This is a genomic window from Prochlorococcus sp. MIT 1011, assembly GCF_047305235.1.
Lineage (GTDB): Bacteria > Cyanobacteriota > Cyanobacteriia > PCC-6307 > Cyanobiaceae > Prochlorococcus_B.
On sequence record NZ_CP138983.1, the window covers coordinates 1,622,025 to 1,642,267 of the forward strand.

Annotated in this window: 18 protein-coding genes; 9 read left to right on the forward strand and 9 right to left on the reverse strand. The window is 36.2% G+C overall.

What is annotated here, in order from left to right; genetic code table 11:
- Positions 1-311: 311 nt before the first annotated feature.
- Complete coding sequence (locus tag SIB75_RS09720; RefSeq protein ID WP_413683103.1) at positions 312-1,229, reverse strand: aspartoacylase; 918 nt, start codon at positions 1,227-1,229, stop codon at positions 312-314.
- A 42-nt stretch (positions 1,230-1,271) separates the two neighbouring features.
- Between SIB75_RS09720 and SIB75_RS09725 the strand changes: the two genes are divergently transcribed.
- From SIB75_RS09725 to SIB75_RS09735, 3 genes are all read left to right on the forward strand, one after another.
- Positions 1,272-2,246, forward strand: a complete 975-nt coding sequence (locus tag SIB75_RS09725; protein WP_413683104.1) for a glutathione S-transferase C-terminal domain-containing protein — start codon at positions 1,272-1,274, stop codon at positions 2,244-2,246.
- A gap of 9 nt (positions 2,247-2,255) precedes the next feature.
- A complete protein-coding gene (locus SIB75_RS09730) occupies positions 2,256-2,918 on the forward strand; it encodes a DUF2301 domain-containing membrane protein (protein ID WP_413683105.1) in 663 nt (220 codons plus the stop codon).
- Positions 2,919-3,085: 167 nt separating this feature from the next.
- The gene (locus SIB75_RS09735) at positions 3,086-3,304 is read left to right on the forward strand and encodes a CP12 domain-containing protein (protein WP_413677231.1); all 219 of its coding nucleotides are present in this window, start codon (positions 3,086-3,088) and stop codon (positions 3,302-3,304) included.
- Positions 3,305-3,377: 73 nt separating this feature from the next.
- On the opposite strand, the gene SIB75_RS09740 is transcribed toward SIB75_RS09735, so the two are convergent.
- The 6 genes from SIB75_RS09740 to SIB75_RS09765 all read right to left on the reverse strand — a co-directional run bounded on the left by SIB75_RS09740 (position 3,378) and on the right by SIB75_RS09765 (position 9,596).
- Positions 3,378-3,560 carry a hypothetical protein gene (locus SIB75_RS09740; protein ID WP_413683106.1) on the reverse strand — a complete coding sequence of 61 codons (183 nt, stop codon included), beginning with the start codon at positions 3,558-3,560 and terminating at the stop codon, positions 3,378-3,380.
- A 77-nt stretch (positions 3,561-3,637) separates the two neighbouring features.
- Entirely contained in the window at positions 3,638-4,627 is a 990-nt protein-coding gene (cgtA, locus tag SIB75_RS09745; protein WP_413683107.1) for an Obg family GTPase CgtA, read from the reverse strand.
- 100 nt (positions 4,628-4,727) lie between these two features.
- A complete protein-coding gene (locus SIB75_RS09750; protein WP_413683109.1) occupies positions 4,728-7,142 on the reverse strand; it encodes an endonuclease MutS2 in 2,415 nt (804 codons plus the stop codon).
- 15 nt (positions 7,143-7,157) lie between these two features.
- Positions 7,158-7,562 (reverse strand): VOC family protein, encoded by a 405-nt coding sequence (locus SIB75_RS09755; protein WP_413683110.1) that lies wholly within the window; start codon positions 7,560-7,562, stop codon positions 7,158-7,160.
- A gap of 47 nt (positions 7,563-7,609) precedes the next feature.
- The gene (gene hemB / locus SIB75_RS09760) at positions 7,610-8,611 is read right to left on the reverse strand and encodes a porphobilinogen synthase (RefSeq protein WP_413683111.1); all 1,002 of its coding nucleotides are present in this window, start codon (positions 8,609-8,611) and stop codon (positions 7,610-7,612) included.
- 49 nt (positions 8,612-8,660) lie between these two features.
- Positions 8,661-9,596: a DnaJ C-terminal domain-containing protein gene (locus SIB75_RS09765; RefSeq protein WP_413683112.1), complete on the reverse strand. Its 936-nt coding sequence runs from the start codon at positions 9,594-9,596 to the stop codon at positions 8,661-8,663.
- Positions 9,597-9,739: 143 nt separating this feature from the next.
- On the opposite strand from SIB75_RS09765, the gene SIB75_RS09770 reads away from it, so the two are divergent.
- From SIB75_RS09770 to SIB75_RS09780, 3 genes are read left to right on the forward strand one after another with little or no spacing between them, the layout of a single operon-like run.
- On the forward strand, positions 9,740-11,407 hold the full coding sequence (locus SIB75_RS09770; protein WP_413683113.1) for a SulP family inorganic anion transporter: 1,668 nt from the start codon (positions 9,740-9,742) through the stop codon (positions 11,405-11,407).
- 45 nt (positions 11,408-11,452) lie between these two features.
- Entirely contained in the window at positions 11,453-12,448 is a 996-nt protein-coding gene (locus SIB75_RS09775) for a sodium-dependent bicarbonate transport family permease (protein ID WP_413683115.1), read from the forward strand.
- A gap of 9 nt (positions 12,449-12,457) precedes the next feature.
- Positions 12,458-12,739 carry a P-II family nitrogen regulator gene (locus SIB75_RS09780; RefSeq protein WP_413683117.1) on the forward strand — a complete coding sequence of 94 codons (282 nt, stop codon included), beginning with the start codon at positions 12,458-12,460 and terminating at the stop codon, positions 12,737-12,739.
- Positions 12,740-12,759: 20 nt separating this feature from the next.
- On the opposite strand, the gene SIB75_RS09785 is transcribed toward SIB75_RS09780, so the two are convergent.
- Positions 12,760-13,716: an NAD(P)/FAD-dependent oxidoreductase gene (locus SIB75_RS09785; RefSeq protein WP_413683118.1), complete on the reverse strand. Its 957-nt coding sequence runs from the start codon at positions 13,714-13,716 to the stop codon at positions 12,760-12,762.
- Between the two features lie 302 nt (positions 13,717-14,018).
- Between SIB75_RS09785 and SIB75_RS09790 the strand changes: the two genes are divergently transcribed.
- Both SIB75_RS09790 and SIB75_RS09795 read left to right on the forward strand, forming a co-directional pair.
- Positions 14,019-14,297 (forward strand): hypothetical protein, encoded by a 279-nt coding sequence (locus SIB75_RS09790; protein WP_413683119.1) that lies wholly within the window; start codon positions 14,019-14,021, stop codon positions 14,295-14,297.
- Complete coding sequence (locus tag SIB75_RS09795; RefSeq protein WP_413683120.1) at positions 14,294-15,973, forward strand: ABC1 kinase family protein; 1,680 nt, start codon at positions 14,294-14,296, stop codon at positions 15,971-15,973. The genes SIB75_RS09790 and SIB75_RS09795 overlap by 4 nt, the downstream gene beginning before the upstream one ends.
- A 6-nt stretch (positions 15,974-15,979) precedes the next feature.
- Here the strand turns inward: SIB75_RS09795 and eno are convergent, their stop codons facing one another.
- On the reverse strand, positions 15,980-17,281 hold the full coding sequence (gene eno, locus SIB75_RS09800; protein ID WP_413683121.1) for a phosphopyruvate hydratase: 1,302 nt from the start codon (positions 17,279-17,281) through the stop codon (positions 15,980-15,982).
- Positions 17,282-17,468: 187 nt separating this feature from the next.
- Between eno and SIB75_RS09805 the strand changes: the two genes are divergently transcribed.
- Positions 17,469-20,237: an ATP-dependent Clp protease ATP-binding subunit gene (locus SIB75_RS09805; RefSeq protein ID WP_413683122.1), complete on the forward strand. Its 2,769-nt coding sequence runs from the start codon at positions 17,469-17,471 to the stop codon at positions 20,235-20,237.
- The last annotated feature ends 6 nt before the right edge of the window (positions 20,238-20,243 follow it).

Below are 20,243 nucleotides of genomic sequence, written 5' to 3' on the forward strand. Positions count from 1 at the left end.
GTATGTCCCTAACGGGACGAGTAATTAAGAGCAGCTAATTAGACTGCCAGCCGTGATATTAAAGGAGAATGATCCTTTCTGTGGCTAATATGTAGGACAATTTATGAAGAGAATCTGTAAGTCGGGCTAAATAGGCACTCAACGAGTCTTAAGATTCTTTTAAGATTCATCCTCTGAGGTCGGAAATTGGTTCTAATCAAGTGGCTGATTAACGGGCGTAGGGTTGAAGAGAGAGTTCCTTTGTGTGATGCACGTCACAGAAAATATGAATTAGAGGCTCAAGGGGCAGTTGTTTACTGGAGCGAGAGAACTTACTTCTGATGGACTAGGTTAATAAGTGATTGTTTCCATTCTTTTTTAAAATCCCATAATTCCCTTTTTGTAAAGCTCATGGCAATATTTTTTTCTACATACGCTGCTTCATTTATAAAAACTGGCACGTAAGCTTCATCTTCTTCAAATCTAATTGTTTCTTCATTCAACTTAAAAAATAATTCATCATTTTTCTTCAATTCCTGCCAATCCTTTGATTGCCTTAGAGGATGCACATATCCATCAATATTGCCTTGCTCATCTCTAGGGAAGTCAATACTTTTAATATGTCTATGAATGATTAACTTGTCAGGGAAATAGAAATCTAAGTTCTTAATTTGATGAATTTGTTCCATCAAAGCCTCAAGAATCAATTTTGTTTGTGAAATAATTCTCGAATTCAAAAGACCCTGACCAATGGGTCCAATCTCGACAACCAGTCCGCAAGGCCAACATTCAACCAAAAAACCTTTTTGTTTTTGATCAGATTCGTGAAGATAAATTGGTAAACCTAATTTATTTTGAATTAAAGAGGCCAAAGCTAAATCTGCATCTCTTCGTCCATAAACAACTAAGCAACTTCCCATTGAGGCTGTCGTTGTATGAAAATCTAATGCTATTTGACAAGGGTTTTCTCCTACTTCTCCATAAAGATTAACTAATTCATTTGCTCTACTTCCTTCAAAATTTGAAGAGTTAAGACATAAAAATGATTCTTCTTGAAAACTCCGATTTAAATCTTGGTCTATATATCTTTTTCCAGCCTTTTTCGCCTCAGGATTTCCAATTACCTGACAAGTCTTAATCCCGTGAGTGTTTATTAAAAAAGGTGATTTATTCCATTCATCAAAAAGCCAAATACCATTTATTTCATTACCATGGGTACCAGCCACTAGAAGCACCTGTAGCTGCATCACTAATCAATAAAACATAGATAAAAATAATCTTAAAAGAAATTCATGGCCATACCACCAATATTTGTAAAAGCTGCGAGACACATTTGGAATTTCGAGTGGCAGATTTTAATGAATGGTCTTGCACCTTCAGATTCTGATGGAAATTTCAAGAGACCAATAAATCTTCAGAAAAAAATTCAAATCCCGACCAAGGAAGATTTAAAAAATAGAGCTTCAAATCAAATGCCAGGTTTAATTGTTGGCAAAAGTTGTCCTTGGGCTCATAGAGCATGGATGATTTACGAAATCAAAGGATTAAATAAGTCAATCAATCTTCACATTGCTCAAGTAGACAATGAGGGAGGAAGATGGAGATTAGATCCACCAATAAAAGGTTGTAAAACCCTTCAAGAACTTTATAAAAAATGCGGAAATTATCAATCAAGAAGAGCAACAGTACCAATGCTTTTCGATCCAGGCAAGGAGACTGAATCAAAATTCAGACTTATAAACAATGAAAGCGCTGAGCTTGTCGAAATATTAAATAACTGGCCTATATACGATCAAGAAATAAACCTTAACCCAAGCAAATATAAAAAACAAATAATTAATTGGCAGAATCTAATTCAAGAAAATATTAATAATGGAGTTTATAAATGTGGATTTGCTAGAAATCAAAAAGCTTATGAAAAAGCTTCTAAAGATTTGTTCTCAGCTCTAAATATTATTGAACAACATCTTCAATCAAATGGTCCTTGGCTTTGCGGGGAAAATCTTTCAATTGCTGATATAAGACTTTTCCCTACCCTTATTAGATGGGAAGCAATTTATTACCCACTATTTAAATGTAGTAATAAACCAATTAAATCTTTCCCACATATAATTAAATGGAGAAAAAAGATTTTTAATATGTACAATATTAAAAAAACATGTGATGTTGACACTTGGAGAAAAGATTATTTTGGAGCTTTATTTCCTTTAAATCCAAGTAGTATTATTCCTAAAGGAGAGGATATTAAAACAACTATCAACAATTAATTTTCAACTATGGAAGAAAAAAATTCTTACTTTAAATCCTCAAATCCTATTAAAGGAGTCTATGGAGATTTTATAGTTACTTCTAATGATAAAAAAGAAGTTTTATTTTATCGATTATCAATTCTTTTCTGCGGATTATTCTTTTCAATAGGAATAGCTCAATGGTTTTTCAATGGATCTCATCAAATATGGATTTGGCTATTATGCATGTCAATAAGTATAGGTTTCAGCCTGAAGTGGATACATATATATTTAAGACCTTTACATCAAACACTAATAATTTTCTGGGCAGTAGGTTGTATTGGATTATTGATACTTTCATATCATTTTGGAGTAACAAATCTAATGTATGGTCTCAGAGAAAATCCAAAATCGATATTACTTATCGGTCCACTTTTTGCTTCTTTAACTGGGATAGGTTTCAAAGAGTTTTTTTGTTTCAGAAGAATGGAAGCAATTGGGATAACGATTCTCATCCCAATTGCTTTAATTGGATATTTAACTGAATTAGCCAATGAAAGTTTTACTTTTGCAACTCTAGTTGTGGCGTCCTTGCTATTGCTATCAATGGGAATAAGGAAATTCAACCTGCCAGCAGAAGCTGATATTGGAGATAAAAGCGTTTTTGATTATTTAGAAAGCCAAAGGAAGCTAAAAGTGTCTGATGCTTAAATAAATCAACCAATTATCAATTAAAAGAGAAAACCCACACAAAGATCTTTTTGTAGGTCTTAAGTCAGGGAATGGTGAGGAAATCCAACCAAATTTACAAACCACGTGCAATATTCCTCCGTCATAATTAATGTGTTAGTCAACCGATCCTGCTCTTAAAAGACGCTATGAAAACTATTGACGAGCATATTAAAAAGGATGAATCCGAGATCCAAGAAGCAAAAGCTCAGGGAAATGAATCCAAGCTCCATCATTTAGAAGATGAACTTAATTCTCTCAAGGAATATAAGGAGCATCATCCTGAAGACAAGCATGATCCAAATGCTCTGGAACTTTTCTGCGACGCCAACCCTGACGAACCTGAGTGCTTGGTATACGACGATTAATATTTAAAAACAATCAACAGAAAAAAAGGGGGAGGCTATAGATAGCCTCCCCCTTTTTTTCTATTAGATCCTATTAATAATCCATATTAAAATCTGAAGGACTTCCAGTTAAAGAACAGACAACTGCCTCCTCATTTTTCATCTGACGTACTTCAGCGATTGGTCTACCCATTTTCTTTAGTACATGAATATCTTGATCAGTCTGGCAGCGAGCAATAATTTCTCCTTGTCCATCAAAACAACTGTAAAAATCCATAATTTTAATAACTCTCTTTAGTTATGACCAAAAATCAACTGTAAGACAAGTAGGTATGATTCACTCATAACAATTAATTAATATCCAAGTTCTTTCCAAATAGAACTCAACAAATCATCCAGACCAAATTTCGTTACTGCGGAAATTATATGTACCTTTTTCATAGTTAGTTTCTCAATTTTATTTAGAAGTTTTTTAATTTCATTCTCTTTTAAGAGTTCTTTTTTATTGAGAACAAAAATTCTAGGCCTAGAAATCAAACCATGACCGTAAGACGTTAATTCCTCATTAATAGTTTTAAAATCATTTATCGGGTCGATTGATGCTGAGTCAATTAAATGCAGTAAAACCTTTGTACGTTCAATATGCCGAAGAAAATCATGCCCTAATCCAATACCTTTTGAGGCTCCAGAAATCAAACCAGGAATATCTGCAAAAACTGTTCCATCTCCTGAGGGTCTTCTTACTACTCCGAGATTAGGAATTAAAGTTGTAAATGGATAATCAGCAATCTTTGGTCTTGCAGAAGAGAGTACAGAAATCAAAGTACTTTTGCCTGCATTAGGCAAACCAATAATTCCTACTTCTGCTAAAAGTTTTAATTCCAATTGCAATGACCATTCTTCACCTGCTTTTCCTTCAGTAAATTTGTCTGGAGCTCTATTGCTATTTGATAAATAGCGAGCGTTCCCGAAACCTCCTTTTCCACCAAACGCGACAACAAGTTGTTGGCCTTTATGAGTTAAATCGCCAAGAATAATGTTTGTAGAGAGATGTCTTACCTCTGTTCCGCATGGAACTTTAAGTACAGTGTCTTTTCCTGATGCTCCAGTGCATTTATTGGGACCACCTCGTTGACCATTCTCGGCAGAAATTAATTTCTGAAATTTGAAATCCAAAAGAGTTTGCAAATTATCATCAGCCTCTAAAACAACATTTCCTCCTTGCCCTCCATCTCCTCCCGCAGGGCCACCTGCTGGAACATACTTTTCTCTTCTAAAAGCAGAGATACCATCACCACCTGAACCTGCTTTGACATCAATAATAGCCTGATCAATAAATTGCATTTAAAAAATATCTCTAATCAATTAACTAAATAATAATTCTTACATTTATCCTTGCTCAATTAAAGAACTGAAAACACTGTTTATAACTTTCACCTCAATTTCAATCAACCATCCACACAACACTACATCCAGGGCCTCCATCATGAGGTTCAGCATCGGCTACTTTTTCAACATATGAAAGTGAATCAAACCATTTCCTCAAACCTTTTTTTAGTTTTCCAGAACCAATTCCATGAATAACCCATAAAGCTCCGGAACAATTTCTCAATTTTTCTTCAATTACCCCCTCGGCTTCATGCACGCGTAACCCCCTTACATCTAAGGTATTTTTTTTAGTACGTACTAAAGATAAATTCTTTCTTACCTGCGAGGTTTTTACTTGCACACTTGGATTTATTTCGGCCTTTTGACCATCAAGACTTTCGACTTCCGTTAAACTGACTTTACTTCGAAATACCCCGCACAATACTGTTAATTGCATTCCATCATCTGAGAAAGAAATTATTTCACCTGCTTTACCTATAGAAGACAATCTAACTTTGTCCCCAATTTTTGGAACCCAGCCCGGCACATGCGGAACCCGCCTATTACTTCGATATCCCTTCTCCATTTGCCGTAATCGTTTACCAGCAATTCTTGCTGTTTCACCACTAGCATTTTGATCGCGCAAACGTTTAATCAAATGTCTAACTTCTTTTTGACCTTCTCGAATTGACGACTCCAGTTTGAACCTTCCTTGTTCATTAAACCTCTCCGTTTGTTGACGTTGTTTCTGCCACCTATCAAGTAATTCTTCATGTAATAATTCAGTTTTTGCCAATAAAGCCGCAGCATCTTCAGCTGCTGATTGTTGCCGCTCACGTTGTTTTTCTAAGCCTTTAATAACTTGATTAACATTATCAACGCTTGCAGGATTGATAAACTCTTGAGCACGTTTTATCACTTCCGAATCAAGACCAAGTCTTTGTGAAATCTCAATTGCATTACTCCTACCAGGAATGCCCCATTGCAAATGAAAGGTTGGTTTTATTGTTTCACTATCAAAAGAAACTGAAGCATTTTCAAACCTTGAATCACTATATTTCAGTGCTTTTAATTCTCCAAAATGAGTAGTAGCAATAGTTAGTCGTGCTCTATCCGCCATTATCTTTAACAGAGCCATAGCCAAAGCTGTACCTTCAGAGGGATCAGTTCCTGCTCCAACTTCGTCTAAAAGAACAAGAGTCGTCCCACGGGAAGAAGCTATAGCATCGAGTATTCGACTTATACGAAGAATATGTCCACTAAATGTAGATAAATTTTGCTGTAATGATTGCTCATCACCAATATCGGCTAAAATATTTTTACACCAGGGCAATCTTGGTACGCCATTACATGGTAAAAGTATTCCTGCTTTTGCCATTAAAACTGCTAGACCAATACTTTTTAACGCAACTGTTTTGCCTCCAGTATTAGGACCTGTAATTGCAACAACTTTCAAATCAGACGGAACATCAAAAGTGGTTGGAACTACTGTATTTTTTTTCTCATGAAAATCATTCCATACTAATAAAGGATGACGAAAATCTTTAATTTCAAATAGTGTATTCTCATTCTCATCAAGAATTGCTGGTACCCCGTTAAGCCATTTAGAGTAACGAGCTCGTGACAATGCAAACTCAATCTGTAAAAGAATCTCTCCTAAATAAGCTATTACATCGGCATTAAACCCAACCTCTTTACTCCAATTAGCTAAAAGTCTCCTCTCTTCATCTGAGATTTCAGAATCTATTTTTGCCAAACGATTCCCTATTGATATGACAACTTGTGGCTCGACATAGATCGTATTTCCTGAAGCGGAACTATCATGAACCATTCCCTTAATCTGGTCGGAAGTCCCAGCTTTAAATGCTAAAACAGGTCTTCCATACCGCTCTGAGATAATATTATCTTGAAGTAATCCACCATATTTCCGGATAATATCTTGAAGAATATCTTTTCTTTGAAGACGTACCGAATTCCTATGGCGTCGTAATTCAGAAAGTTTTGGACTAGCACGATCTGCAATTCGCCCACCTTCATCCAGGCCAAATTCAAGTAGTTTTTGCAAATCAGGCAAAGTTGCAACGTCTTTGAGTAATTCAGAAAGTCGTGGACGTATGAATTGATCAAATATTAGTTTTCGTAATTTTCTAGCAGCTCTTAAAGTATCAGCAACTTTTAATAAATCCTCACCTATTGCGACACCACCTTTGGAGCATATCAAAAGAATATTTTCCAAATCATGAATACCTTCAAAAGATATTCCTCCATCAAGAGAAATATCTAATGATCCAATTTCTAACGTTTGGGACAATAGCTCTTGGCTAAGAGATATATCTAATGGCAAATCAAAGCTTTTACATTTATTACGACCTTGTTGGGTAACCGCGAATGTAGACAAATGATTACAAACAGTTGGCCATTCAAGTAACTCCAAAGACTCTAGAATTATTTGTGTTTTTGCAGAATCATCATGATTTATTGTAAATTCCATTCGTCTACCTAAATTCTATTGATTTGTTGGAATTCCTGTTGATGGGTGATAAAGCATTTCTAACCAATTACCTTCTGTATCTTTCAAGTAAAAAGAAGAAGTTCCATCTCGATGATCATGCAAAGCGCCAACCTGTACACCTTGATTTTTTAGAGAAGAATGAATTCTTTCTATTTCATCCCTTTTAGTGAAGTGAAATGCAAAATGTGGACCAGCCGCTTTATAGCTCGGACCGAGCAAAGCTAGGCCATCTTTGTGCTCTCCTGTCTCTAAGTAACACCAATCAGGATCATCCCAAACAAGCTTCATTCCCAAGCTCAAATAAAAACTTTTAGCCCTATCAACATCATCCACTCTTATAGCTACATGGCCGAGCCGATGAACTCTTTCATTATTTAAGTCAGAGTGTTTTTCTAGCATTACTTTTGATTGAAAATTGAAATTTTTAATAATTTTCTTAATTAACTCTATTCTTCTTTTAACCATCCTGCGGCATCACACGCATGATACGTAAGGATCAGATTTGCTCCAGCTCTTTTAAAACTCAATAAAGTTTCTAAAACTATTGCCTTTTCATCAATCCAACCTCTTTGAGCAGCAGCTTTAACCATTGAATACTCTCCACTAACGTTATATGCAGCGATTGGTAATTCTGATTCTTCCCTTAAACGATAAATAATATCTAAGTAAGCCAAACCAGGTTTAACCATTAGGATGTCAGATCCCTCTTGTTCGTCAAGTTGAGCTTCTGTTATGGCTTCTCTAGCATTCGCTGGATCCATCTGATAGGTGTTTTTATTTTTCGGTATAGGCTTATTTGATAATGATCTAGGGGCAGAATCTAAAGCTTCTCTAAAAGGCCCGTAATAGGCAGATGAATATTTTGCGGTGTAACTAATTATTCCTACATGTTCAAAACCTTCATCATCTAAGGCTTCTCTTATAGCTCCTACTCTTCCATCCATCATGTCACTAGGTCCAATTAAATCTGCTCCTGATTGTGCTTGGACAACTGCTTGTTTACATAAATAATTAACGGTTTCATCATTCAAAATTATTCCTTGATTACTAACTATTCCATCATGACCATCGCAAGAATAAGGATCTAAAGCGACATCAGTCATGATGCACATTTCAGGTATCTCTATTTTCAATCTTTCAATAGCCCTTGGTATTAAACCTTTTTCATTAAAACATTCAGCTCCATCTTCTGTTTTCAGCTCTTCTGGAACTTTTGGGAATAGAACAACACATCTAATACCTAGATTCCAAGCACGTTTAACTTCATCAACCAAGCTATCCATTGACCAGCGAAATGCACCTGGCATCGCTGCTATTTCTTGAATATCTGAACCTTCATGAACAAAAAGAGGGTAAATAAAGTCTGAGGCAGAGACACTATGCTCTCTAACCATATCTCTTAAAGAGTTTGTTCTTCGAAGACGACGGGGCCGATAAGTAAGATCCATATTGACCAATAGAGATAACTACATGAGAGATAACTACATTTTACTTCCTTTAAGTCCTAGCCTGATCGAACCAAGTCGAACGAGGTTCATCTATTCGAACAGATCTAAGCTTTTCAAGAAGTCTCAACTCCTTGTCTGACCAATTTTTAGGGAACTGCAATTTTAGAGTAAAAAACAAATCTCCTTGGGTATCTAAGTTGTGTAATCCTTGACCTTTTAATCTCAATTTTTGCTCAGGTAAACTTCCTGAAGGTATTGATAAATATGTGACTCCTTGGGGGGATGCAACCGAAATATTCGCTCCCAAAGCTAATTCATCTAAAGAAATAGGTAAATCTGCATACACATCTAAACCTTTCACTTTCCAAATTGGATGAGATTTAATGCTGACTTCAATCAATAAATCTCCTCTTTTCCCTTTCCCGGACTGTATATTACCCTTATTTTCAAGACGTATTTTTGATCCTGTTTCAGTTCCTTTTGGAATTTTCACCTCGATACGTTCATCATTCACTAAAAGAGTCTTTTTTGTTCCATTCAAAGCCTCTCGAAAACTAATCTGCAAATTAAATGCAGCATCAAGATTTAATGATTGATCACTATTATCTGAAGATATATTTGAGTAAATTTCTTTACCAACATCACTAAATCTTCCAATTAAATCACTCAAAAAATCATCAAAGTTTAGATATTCATCAAATTGCTGATCATTATTTTCCCTAGAAAAATCTCTCGAATTTCCATCTCTATTTTTGAACCAATAATTTAGAAATTGTTCATAAGACTTTTTTTTATCCTCATCTGAAAGAATCTCATAAGCTTCATTTATTTCTTTGAACTCTGACTCTGCCCTCTCGTCATGTGGATGTAAATCAGGATGAAATTTTCTAGCAAGTTTCCTGAAAGCACTTTTGATTTCTTTATCGGTAGCATTTCTACTAACGCCAAGGATTTTGAAATAATCCTTAAAATCATCTAATACCATCGAAATCACGCTGCATTCTTAGAAAAAATCAATTTTTTCAATAATTCTTATTCAATATAAGTATTTAAAAGTAGAGATTCCAAAACTTAATGGAACCTTGAAGAGATAGGCTTGTTCAAGTTAAATCAAGTTAGGAGAGTCGATTGGCGTTAATTAATGGCTTTCACCTAAAAAATATTAGAGGTGATGTATTAGGCGGCTTGACTGCCGCAGTTGTAGCCCTACCACTAGCTTTAGCGTTTGGCAATGCGGCACTTGGCCCTGGAGGCGCTATTTACGGCCTTTATGGAGCAGTCGTAGTTGGATTTCTCGCTGCATTGTTTGGAGGAACTCCTGCTCAAGTAAGTGGTCCTACTGGGCCGATGAGCGTAACAGTTGCTGGAGTAGTTGCGAGTTTGGCGGCCGTAGGAGTACCTAGAGATTTATCTGCTGGTGAAATTCTTCCCCTAGTAATGGCTGCGGTAGTCATTGGAGGATTATTTCAGATTTTATTTGGTCTACTAAGACTTGGTAAATACATAACACTTGTTCCATACTCTGTCGTTTCAGGCTTTATGTCTGGAATTGGAGTAATCATCATCACGCTTCAATTAGGTCCTTTACTTGGAATATCAACTCGAGGAGGAGTATTAGACTCTCTTTCAATTTTAGTTAACAATTTCGAACCAAATGGGGCTGCGATAGGAGTGGCATTAATGACACTTGCGATAGTGTTTCTTACCCCCCGTAAAATAAGTCAATGGGTCCCGTCTCCTCTTTTAGCATTATTAATAGTTACTCCTTTATCAATTCTTCTCTTTGGCGATAGTTCGATAGACCGAATAGGTGCAATACCAGAGGGTGGTCTTTCTTTAAGTCTTCCAGATCCCAGCTTTGACAATTTCTTCCCAATAATTCTTAAAGCCGGACTCGTCCTTGCTGTTCTTGGCGCTATTGACTCTCTTCTTACATCTCTTGTAGCCGATAATATTTCTCAAACCAGGCACAATTCTGATAGAGAACTAATTGGACAAGGTATTGGAAATGCAGTAGCTGGGATTTTCACAGGTTTGCCTGGAGCAGGGGCAACCATGAGAACAGTAATAAATGTCAAATCTGGAGGTTCCACACCAATCTCAGGGATGGTTCATTCAGTTGTATTGCTATTCGTTCTAGTTGGTGCTGGTCCTCTAGCAGCTCAGATACCTACAGCACTTCTTGCGGGGATTTTAATAAAAGTTGGCTTAGACATTATTGATTGGGGATTTTTATTAAGAGCTCATAGACTTTCACTTAAAACCGCAAGTGTGATGTATGGAGTCCTGTTGATGACAGTTTTCTGGGACTTGATATGGGCTGTACTAGTTGGTGTATTCATAGCAAATATGCTCACGATAGATTCCATTACAGAGACACAATTGGAGGGTATGGAAGCTGACAACCCATTTGATTCAACATACAGTAACAATGCAGCAAATGCACAACTCCCCTCAGATGAAAAAGCACTATTAGATCGTTGTGCGGGAGAAGTAATGCTATTTAGATTGAAAGGACCTCTTAGTTTTGGAGCAGCAAAAGGAATTACTGAAAGAATGATGCTTGTAAGAAACTATAAAGTTCTAATACTTGATATAACTGATGTTCCAAGGCTTGGAGTTACTGCAACCCTCGCAATAGAAGATATGGTTCAGGAAGCGCTAAACAATTCAAGGAAAGCATATGTAGCCGGTGCAACAGGAAGAGTAAAAGACAGACTTGCTAAATTTGGAGTCGATGTAATTGGTACAAGGAAAGAAGCTCTCACAGCTGCAATTGATAGCCTAAATATCTGATAATCAATATTTTATCTAATCGATTGCTTTAAGTACTAACAAGAAATGGGACAAAACCTTTTCATTCAAAATGCTTTAAGTCCCCCAATACTGTTTTTCTTTTTGGGTGCAATTGCATATGCATTAAAGTCTGATTTTGAGATTCCTGCGCCCCTACCAAAATTATTTTCTTTATATCTTTTACTTGCAATAGGATTCAGAGGTGGAATTGAGCTTCAAAAAAGTGGCTTAGGTTATCCAGTTCTTCCAACTGTGATAGCAGCAATATTAATGTCACTACTAATCCCACTCATTTGCTTTTTAGTACTGAGATTTAAATTCGATGTTTTTAATGCAGCAGCAATATCAGCAGCATATGGATCAATAAGTGCAGTGACATTTATTACTGCTGAAAGTTTTCTAGAAAGTCAAAATATACCCTTTGATGGTTTTATGGTTGCAGCTTTAGCACTAATGGAGTCTCCAGCAATAATAATTGGTCTTCTCTTAGTCAAATTTGGAGCCCCCAAAGAAAGGCCCATCAAAAGAAAAATGAAATGGGGATCAATTTTGCATGAGTCGATGTTAAATGGTTCTGTCTATTTATTACTCGGAAGCCTTTTAATAGGTTTTTTAACATCCGCGATTGATCCATCTGACATAAAAAAAATGGAACCGTTCACAGCTGAATTGTTCTATGGCGCAGAATGCTTTTTCCTTCTTGATATGGGAATTGTGGCTGCTCAACGTCTCGCTCGCCTAAACAAGACTGGTGCCTTTCTCATTTTGTTTTCAATATTTATGCCTATAGTTAATGCTGTACTAGGATCAATGGTAGCTAGATTTCTAAATTTAGATCCAGGCAATGCTCTTTTATTTGTAGTTCTCTGCGCTAGTGCTTCATACTTAGCTGTACCAACAGCAATGAGAATGACTGTTCCTGAAGCAAGACCTAGTTATTACATTTCGACCACTCTTGGATTAACCTTTCCTTTCAACATAATCATAGGTATACCAGTATATATGGGCTTAGTAAACACAATGATTCCATCAATTGGATAACTCATTTTCATGAAAAGACTTGACTTGATTTTTAGCGAAAGAGAACTAGATGATGTTCTCTCAGCATTAGAAAAAGCTGAAGTTCCTGGTTATACGGTTATGAAGCATGCTACTGGAAGAGGTCCAGAAAGAATTGTCACTGAAGACATGGAATTCACTGGATTTGGATCAAATGCACACGTAATTATTTTTTGTGAGCAAAAGATAATCGACAAGATAAGAGAAAATATAAAAACTGTGCTTAGCTACTACGGTGGTGTTGCCTATGTTTCTGAAGCAATTCCTCTTTGAAAACTTATCAATTGCGTGAATCAAGCATGAACCCAATCGACGCGAATTGATTTCCGACTATTTAAATATCTATCTATTGCCATAGCAGCTATACATCCATCAGATGCTGCAACAACAGCTTGTTTAAATGGAGTATTTCTGATATCGCCAATTGCCCAAACCCCTTCGACTGTTGTGGACATAAAGTCATCCACCAAGACTCCACCATCCTCCTTAAAAGCAACCTGTTCACCAAGAAAGTCGGTAATAGGCTTGGAACCGCTCATATAGACAAAAACGCCCTCAAGAGCTATTTCTTGATGAGTCTCAATTGAACGGTTCTTAACCTTAATACCTGTTACCCCTGAATCATTACCTTCAATCTGCATTAACCTCGTTTTGCTCCAATGGTTCACATTTGGTTTTAATAATAGATCTTGCGCATGATGATCATCTGATTTTGGATCATTGGATGTTATCCAATGAACTTTGGAAGCAAATTTTGTAAGAACATTTGCTTCTTCAATTGCCTCTTTGTTAATACCAACAACGGCGACTTCACGATCTCTATAAAAAGCTCCATCACAAGTGGCGCAATAACTTACTCCTCTACCCAAAAACTCAGCCTCACCTTTAAATGATGCTGGCCTTCCCATTGCACCACTAGCTACGACAAGTGCCTTTGCTTTAAAAGTCCCCTCAGGGGTATAAATAGTTTTCCAGTCACCACTAGCATCAATACCAAAAACTTGAGCCCTGCGATAATCAGCCCCATACTGAGTAGCTTGATCTCTCATCAATTTCAACAAAGCCTCACCACTCATTTCACTAGAAACTCCTGGATAATTGGCAATTTGATGTGTTATTGCTAGGGCCCCTACATCAGGATTCTTATCAAGAATTACTGTTCTTAAATCTGCTCGGGAAGTGTAAAGCGCACAACTGCAACCAGCAGGCCCACCACCAACTATGACAACATCGGTTTCAATGGTTTCCAATGGAAAATCTCTTAGTTAGGTTTTGCTCTCTTTCAAGAAGAGAAAAAGATGTTTTGAGATCACTTGGGTTAATAGATTAGACTTTTACCCCAAATCAAATCAAATGTTTGTATTCTTCAACTCTAATGAAAATATTCTAGGTTGAGAGATAACAAACAATCTTCTAAATAGATTTAATTGATTAAGAGCAAATCTGCATATATCCAGTTTCAATGTGAAGACACAAAAAACCCTGGATCTTCTAAAGTGAAAGCTGATTAATTAGATCATTGAGTGACTCAGAAATACTGCTAAAAGCAGCCATGAACCGGATAGCAGCTCGGATAACTGAGAAAGTGCTCAATTCTGCCCAGGAATTCACTGAAATTGCTGAAGAATTACCTCATAAGCTCCAAAATGAATGGTCTAGCTTTAAACAAGAGGTTATTGAAGAATCTGAACGTCTAGAAAAAAAGACTAATGCATCAAAAGAGAAAAGTTCTAAGGAACAATTAAGTAAAGAAGATTTAATTCAAAAACAAATAGATGATCTCAGATCAAAGGTTATCGATATTAATAAATGTATTGAGGATAAAAATTGATATTTCTAGCTAGTCAACTTCAAAGATTTGGTAGAGCCCTTAAGATTTGGACAATATTATTAGGTTTACTTTTCTATTTATGGTTTGATTCTAAAAAATGGACTTATTTAAAAGGATATACTGTTAAAAGAAGAGAAAAGCGAAATATTCTAAGAGCAAAATGGCTTACGAAAGAATTAGTTCATCTAGGATCAGCATTTATTAAATTAGGCCAACTTTTATCTGCAAGAGCTGATGTTATTCCATCTGCATGGGTTAATGAACTTACCTCTCTACAAGATAGAGTTCCACCTTTTGCGTTTGACAAAGTTCAAGAAATATTAAAAAAGCAACTTGGAAATTCATATGAAAAAATCATAAGTATTGATCAAATTCCTATTGGCTCAGCATCACTTGCTCAAGTTCATAAAGCCATATTAATTAATGAAAAAAATATTATTTTTAAAGTTCAAAGACCAGACATAGAAAAGTTTTTCAGACTTGACTTAGATGTAATGAATCAAGTTGCAAAAGTTGTACAAAAAATAAAGTCTCTAAGTCGAGGTAATGACTGGGTAGGTATTGCCAAAGAGTCTAAAAGAGTATTACTAAGAGAACTAGATTTTCGAATTGAAGCGCAATATGCTGCAAGATTTAAACAACAATTTATAGATGATTCAGAAATTTTAATCCCCAGTGTATTTTGGGATTTAAGCACGAGTAAGGTTTTATGTTTGGAGTATTTACCAGGAATAAAGATAAATGATATTAAATCTCTAAAAAGCAATGATATTGATACTTCTTTAATCGCAAAGATTGGAGCTACAAGTTATTTAAAACAATTAGTTAATTACGGTTTTTTTCATGCTGATCCTCATCCCGGCAATCTAGCTGTTTCTAAGAATGGTTCTCTTATTTACTATGATTTTGGGATGATGGGATTTGTCTCTGAGCGTATTAGAGGCAGGTTAAATTCAATGATCAAAGCCGCAGCTCTCAGAGACGTTAGTGGACTAGTAAAAGAACTTCAAATCGCTGGGTTAATAGAAAAAGATGTCGAAATAGGTCCCGTTAGGAGGTTAATAAGGATAATGTTAAATGAAGCTCTCACTCCTCCATTTGATTCTAAAATTATAGAAAAGCTCTCTGGGGATATATCTGAACTAGCTTATGGGAAACCCTTTAGAATACCAATTGAGTTGATTTTTGTTTTTAGAGCATTATCAACTTTTGAAGGTGTTGGAAGATATTTAGATCCAGAATTTAACTTAATAGCAATAGCGAAACCATTCCTTCTCCCTCTAATGACTTCAAGAAATCCAGACTCTAATGACTTATTTAATGAATTAGGAAGACAAGTTACTGAAATAGGCAGTAAAGCTGTTGGGTTACCAAAGCGCTTGGATGAAAATCTAGAGAGACTAGAACAAGGCGACTTGCAACTTCAAGTGCGAATGGGTGAATCAGACAGACAACTCAGAAGAATGATTAATGCTCAACAATCATTAGGTAATTCTGTTCTTCTCGGTTCACTTGCCATATCCTCAGCTTTACTAGCTTCAACCAATAGACCTTTTTTATTTCTCGTACCAGTAGCTGTTGGATTTCCAATAGCTCTAAGCTGGATTAAATTAAAATTCAAGATGAGAAGCGATAGTCGTTTAGATAATTTCCAAGGAAGAAAAAGCTTAAAATAGTGGAAATCAACTCTGAGAGATACCTCTTGGTCCCAATCCGACAAGTCCAGCATATGTCGCCTGACTCCCTAACTCGTCTTCAATACGAAGTAACTGATTATATTTCGCGACCCTTTCACTCCGACTCAATGAACCTGTTTTAATTTGACCAGATTTAGTTGCTACTGACAAATCAGCAATAGTTGTATCTTCAGTTTCTCCGCTTCTATGACTTATGACAGTTGTATAACTTGATCTTGAGGCAAGCTCAATAGCTTCAAGTGTTTCAGTCAGAGAACCTATTTGATTAACCTTAATTAATATTGAATTTGCAATATTCTCATCAATTCCTCTTTGCAAACGAAGTGTGTTGGTGACAAATAAATCATCCCCAACCAATTGAACACTTTTGCCAAGCTTTTTCGTAAGCAAGCTCCAACCATCCCAATCATCTTCAGCTAATCCATCTTCAATAGAAATGATTGGGAATAAATTAACTAACCCAGCCAATTCCTCAACCATTTGCTCACTGGAATATGCATTCCCACCATAATGATATTGACCCCCCTTATAAAACTCCGTACTTGCAACATCCAAAGCCAAAGAGATTTGCTCTCCTGCTTTAAATCCAGAATGTTCAATTGCTTGCATTAAAAGATCACCTGCAGCTTTATTACTTTCAAGATTTGGAGCGAATCCTCCTTCATCACCAACAGCAGTTGATAAACCTTTCTTACTCAATAAATCTTTAAGCGTATGAAAGACCTCAGCACCCATTCTTAATGCTTCTCTGAAGCTTTCAGCGCCATGCGGAACTAACATAAATTCCTGAAAATCTAAATTATTTGCAGCATGTTCTCCTCCATTAATGACGTTCATCAATGGCACTGGCAATAGAGATGACATTGGTCCACCTAAATACCTGTACAAAGGCAAACCCAATCCATTAGACGCTGCTCTTGCTGTAGCCATGCTGACAGCAAGAATTGAATTTGCACCAAGATTTGATTTGTTATCTGTATCATCGAGTTGTTTCATTACAGAATCAACTGTGGCTTGATCTAAAGCAGAAAGTCCACACAGAGCAGGCGCAATAGTTTCTTCTATATGACCAACGGCCTTGATAACTCCTTTACCCATATAACGTTTTCCACCGTCTCTTAATTCATGAGCCTCATGAGCTCCAGTACTTGCGCCACTTGGAACAATCGCGCGTCCAATAGCTCCACCTTCTAAAAGCACTTCAGCCTCTACCGTTGGATTGCCACGAGAATCCAAAACTTCTCGGGCCATAATGGTATCAATTACTAGTTCTAGAGAGTCAGCCACGAATTTAAAATGATTTTTAGATCTTATGAACTACATTATTCCTATATGTTCCTGAATTGCTAATCTAGCTTGCTTTCCAAGACCTAATCAATCAAATTTGTCTTAACAAGAAATAAACATATCGACAACAAGGTCTCAATCAACATTCAGAAGGCAAATGACCACTTTGAATCAAAATTGATCTAAAATGAATGGAAGTCTAACTACAGAACCAGATTCTTTTAGCAACGAAGCTTGGAGTCTTTTACTAATAGCTGAACAATCAGCCAAAAGGTGGCGTCATGAGAATTTAGATGTTGAACATCTTATTCAAGTCCTTTTTAGAAATAAAAAATTTCACAAATATACAAATTCCCTACCTGTAAACCATGAAGAATTAAATGAAGTTTTAGAAAACTTTATCGCTGAACTTCCAATGAACAGCCAATCAGACTTATTTATTGGAGAAGATTTAGAAATACTTCTTGAAACAGCTGATGATTTTCGCTCTCGATGGGGATCTAACCAAATAGAAATATCTCATATTCTTATCGCAATTGGTAGAGACAATCGCTTAGGAGAAGATCTTTTTTATCAAGCAGGTCTCCCTAGTGAAATTCTTGAAGCGGAATTGAGACGACTACCAGCACCTAAATCATTTAAACAAAAAACAAGAACTACAACACAACAACAACAAGAAACTAAAGCACAAAAAGATTCAAGATCTTCTAACTCTACCAAAAACACTTCAAGAGATTCTAACCCCGAGCTACTTAGTCCTATAAACAAGGAAGAGATCAAATCAAAACAAGAACCTTTAAAGCTTAATGAAACGCCTAGTGCATTGGATTTATACTGCAAAGACCTTACAGCCGAAGCTGAAGATGGGAAGTTAGACCCTGTGATCGGAAGAGAGTCGGAAATTAAAGCAATTACAAAAGTTTTATCTCGAAGAGGTAAAAATAATCCAGTACTAATTGGCGCTCCAGGGGTTGGGAAAACAGCAGTTGCAGAATTATTAGCTCAAAAAATCATAGCCAACGAACTTCCTGATTCTCTTCAAGGTTTAAGACTAATTTCACTTGACATAGGTGCATTAATAGCTGGAGCTAAATTCCGAGGGCAATTTGAAGAACGATTTAGATCATTGTTAAGTGAAATCAGCAATAGCGAAAAAGGAGTAATTCTATTTATAGACGAATTACACTCAATTGTAAGTAAAGACAGGTCAAACACTGATGCTGGCAGTCTATTAAAACCATTATTAGCTAGTGGGGACTTACGTTGTATTGGTGCAACTACCCCTGATAATTATAGACGTACGATCGAAAAAGATCTGGCACTTGATAGACGATTTCAACAAGTATCAATCAAAGAGCCAAGCTTGCATTTAAGCTTAGAAATCCTAAAAGGACTTAAAAAAAATTACGAGTTTCATCACGGAGTTACTATTACTGATGAAGCACTAATTACAGCGAATCGTCTATCTCATAGATATATAAGTGATAGATGCCTACCTGATAAAGCTATTGACTTAATTGATGAGGCTTCAGCTCAAGTAAAAATCGAATCTGCATCAAAACCAAAAATCATTGAAGAGAAAGAATCTCAGGTTAATAATTTAGAGTCTTCAATCCAAAATGCAACCGAAGAAACGACATTAGACATCATAAATAATCTTGAAGAACAGAAAGAATTGCTACTCTATGAACTGGCTCAGATCAAACAAAAATGGCAAGATCAGATTGAGAAATCAGCTGAATTACAAGAACTAAAAATAAGAGCTGAAGAATTCAAAAATTTAATAAGAGAGGCTGAAATGTCTGGTGATATTGAAGAGGTAGAAAGACTTAAATATGAACAACTTTTTCAAATCAAAGAAAGAATAAAAGAAATAGAAGCTTCTATTCAAGAAGATAATGAATATGGCAATTCATTGATAACAGACCAAGTTGACCCAGAAGACATAGCTGATGTTGTCTCAAGATGGACAGGAATTCCTGTTAGCAAAGTTTTATCAGGTGAACGACAAAAGCTTTTAAATTTAGAACAAGACTTAGAAAAAAAAGTTATTGGTCAATTAAATGCTGTTCAAGCAGTCTCAGCAGCAATTCGTAGAGCAAGAGCTGGCATGCAGGACATAAGAAGGCCTATAGGATCCTTTCTTTTTCTAGGCCCTACAGGTGTAGGAAAAACTGAACTTGCTAAATCATTAGCAAGTTCATTGTTTGATGAAGAGGAGGCTTTATTGAGACTTGACATGAGTGAATATATGGAGAGAAATGCTGTTTCAAGACTCTTAGGGGCACCGCCTGGATACGTTGGTTACGAAGAAGGTGGGCAATTAACAGAAGCCATTAGAAAAAGACCTTATGCCGTTTTACTCCTTGATGAGATAGAAAAAGCTCATCCAGAAGTTTTTAATATCCTTTTACAGGTGTTAGATGATGGAAGACTCACCGATTCTCAAGGTCGAACAATAGATTTTAGAAATACAGTTATTGTTATGACCAGCAATCTTGCTAGCAAAGCAATCTTAAACAATTCACTTAAGGTTCAAAGAGAGAATGCAAATAATAATATTCTTGCACAAGAATTAGATCAAAAAATCAACGAAGCTCTGACAAACCATTTTCGACCAGAGTTTTTGAACCGCATTGATGAAGTAATAAGATTTAGTCCACTAAAGCCTGAAAGTTTAGAACAAATAGTGCGACTTCAACTTGAAGAACTAAAGAAGCTTCTCAAGCACCAAGGTTTAGATCTTTATGTTGACGAAAACACTATTAAAACTCTTGCTGATGAAGGCTATGAACCTGAATATGGGGCCAGGCCGCTAAGAAGAGTAATTCGAAGAAGATTAGAAAACCCACTGGCAACGCAAATTTTAGAAGAGGCTTTTGAAGGTGCCAGATCAATAAGGGTAGAGACAAAAGATGATGAGGATAAAAAACTTCTTTTTTTAATAGATAACTAATCCATC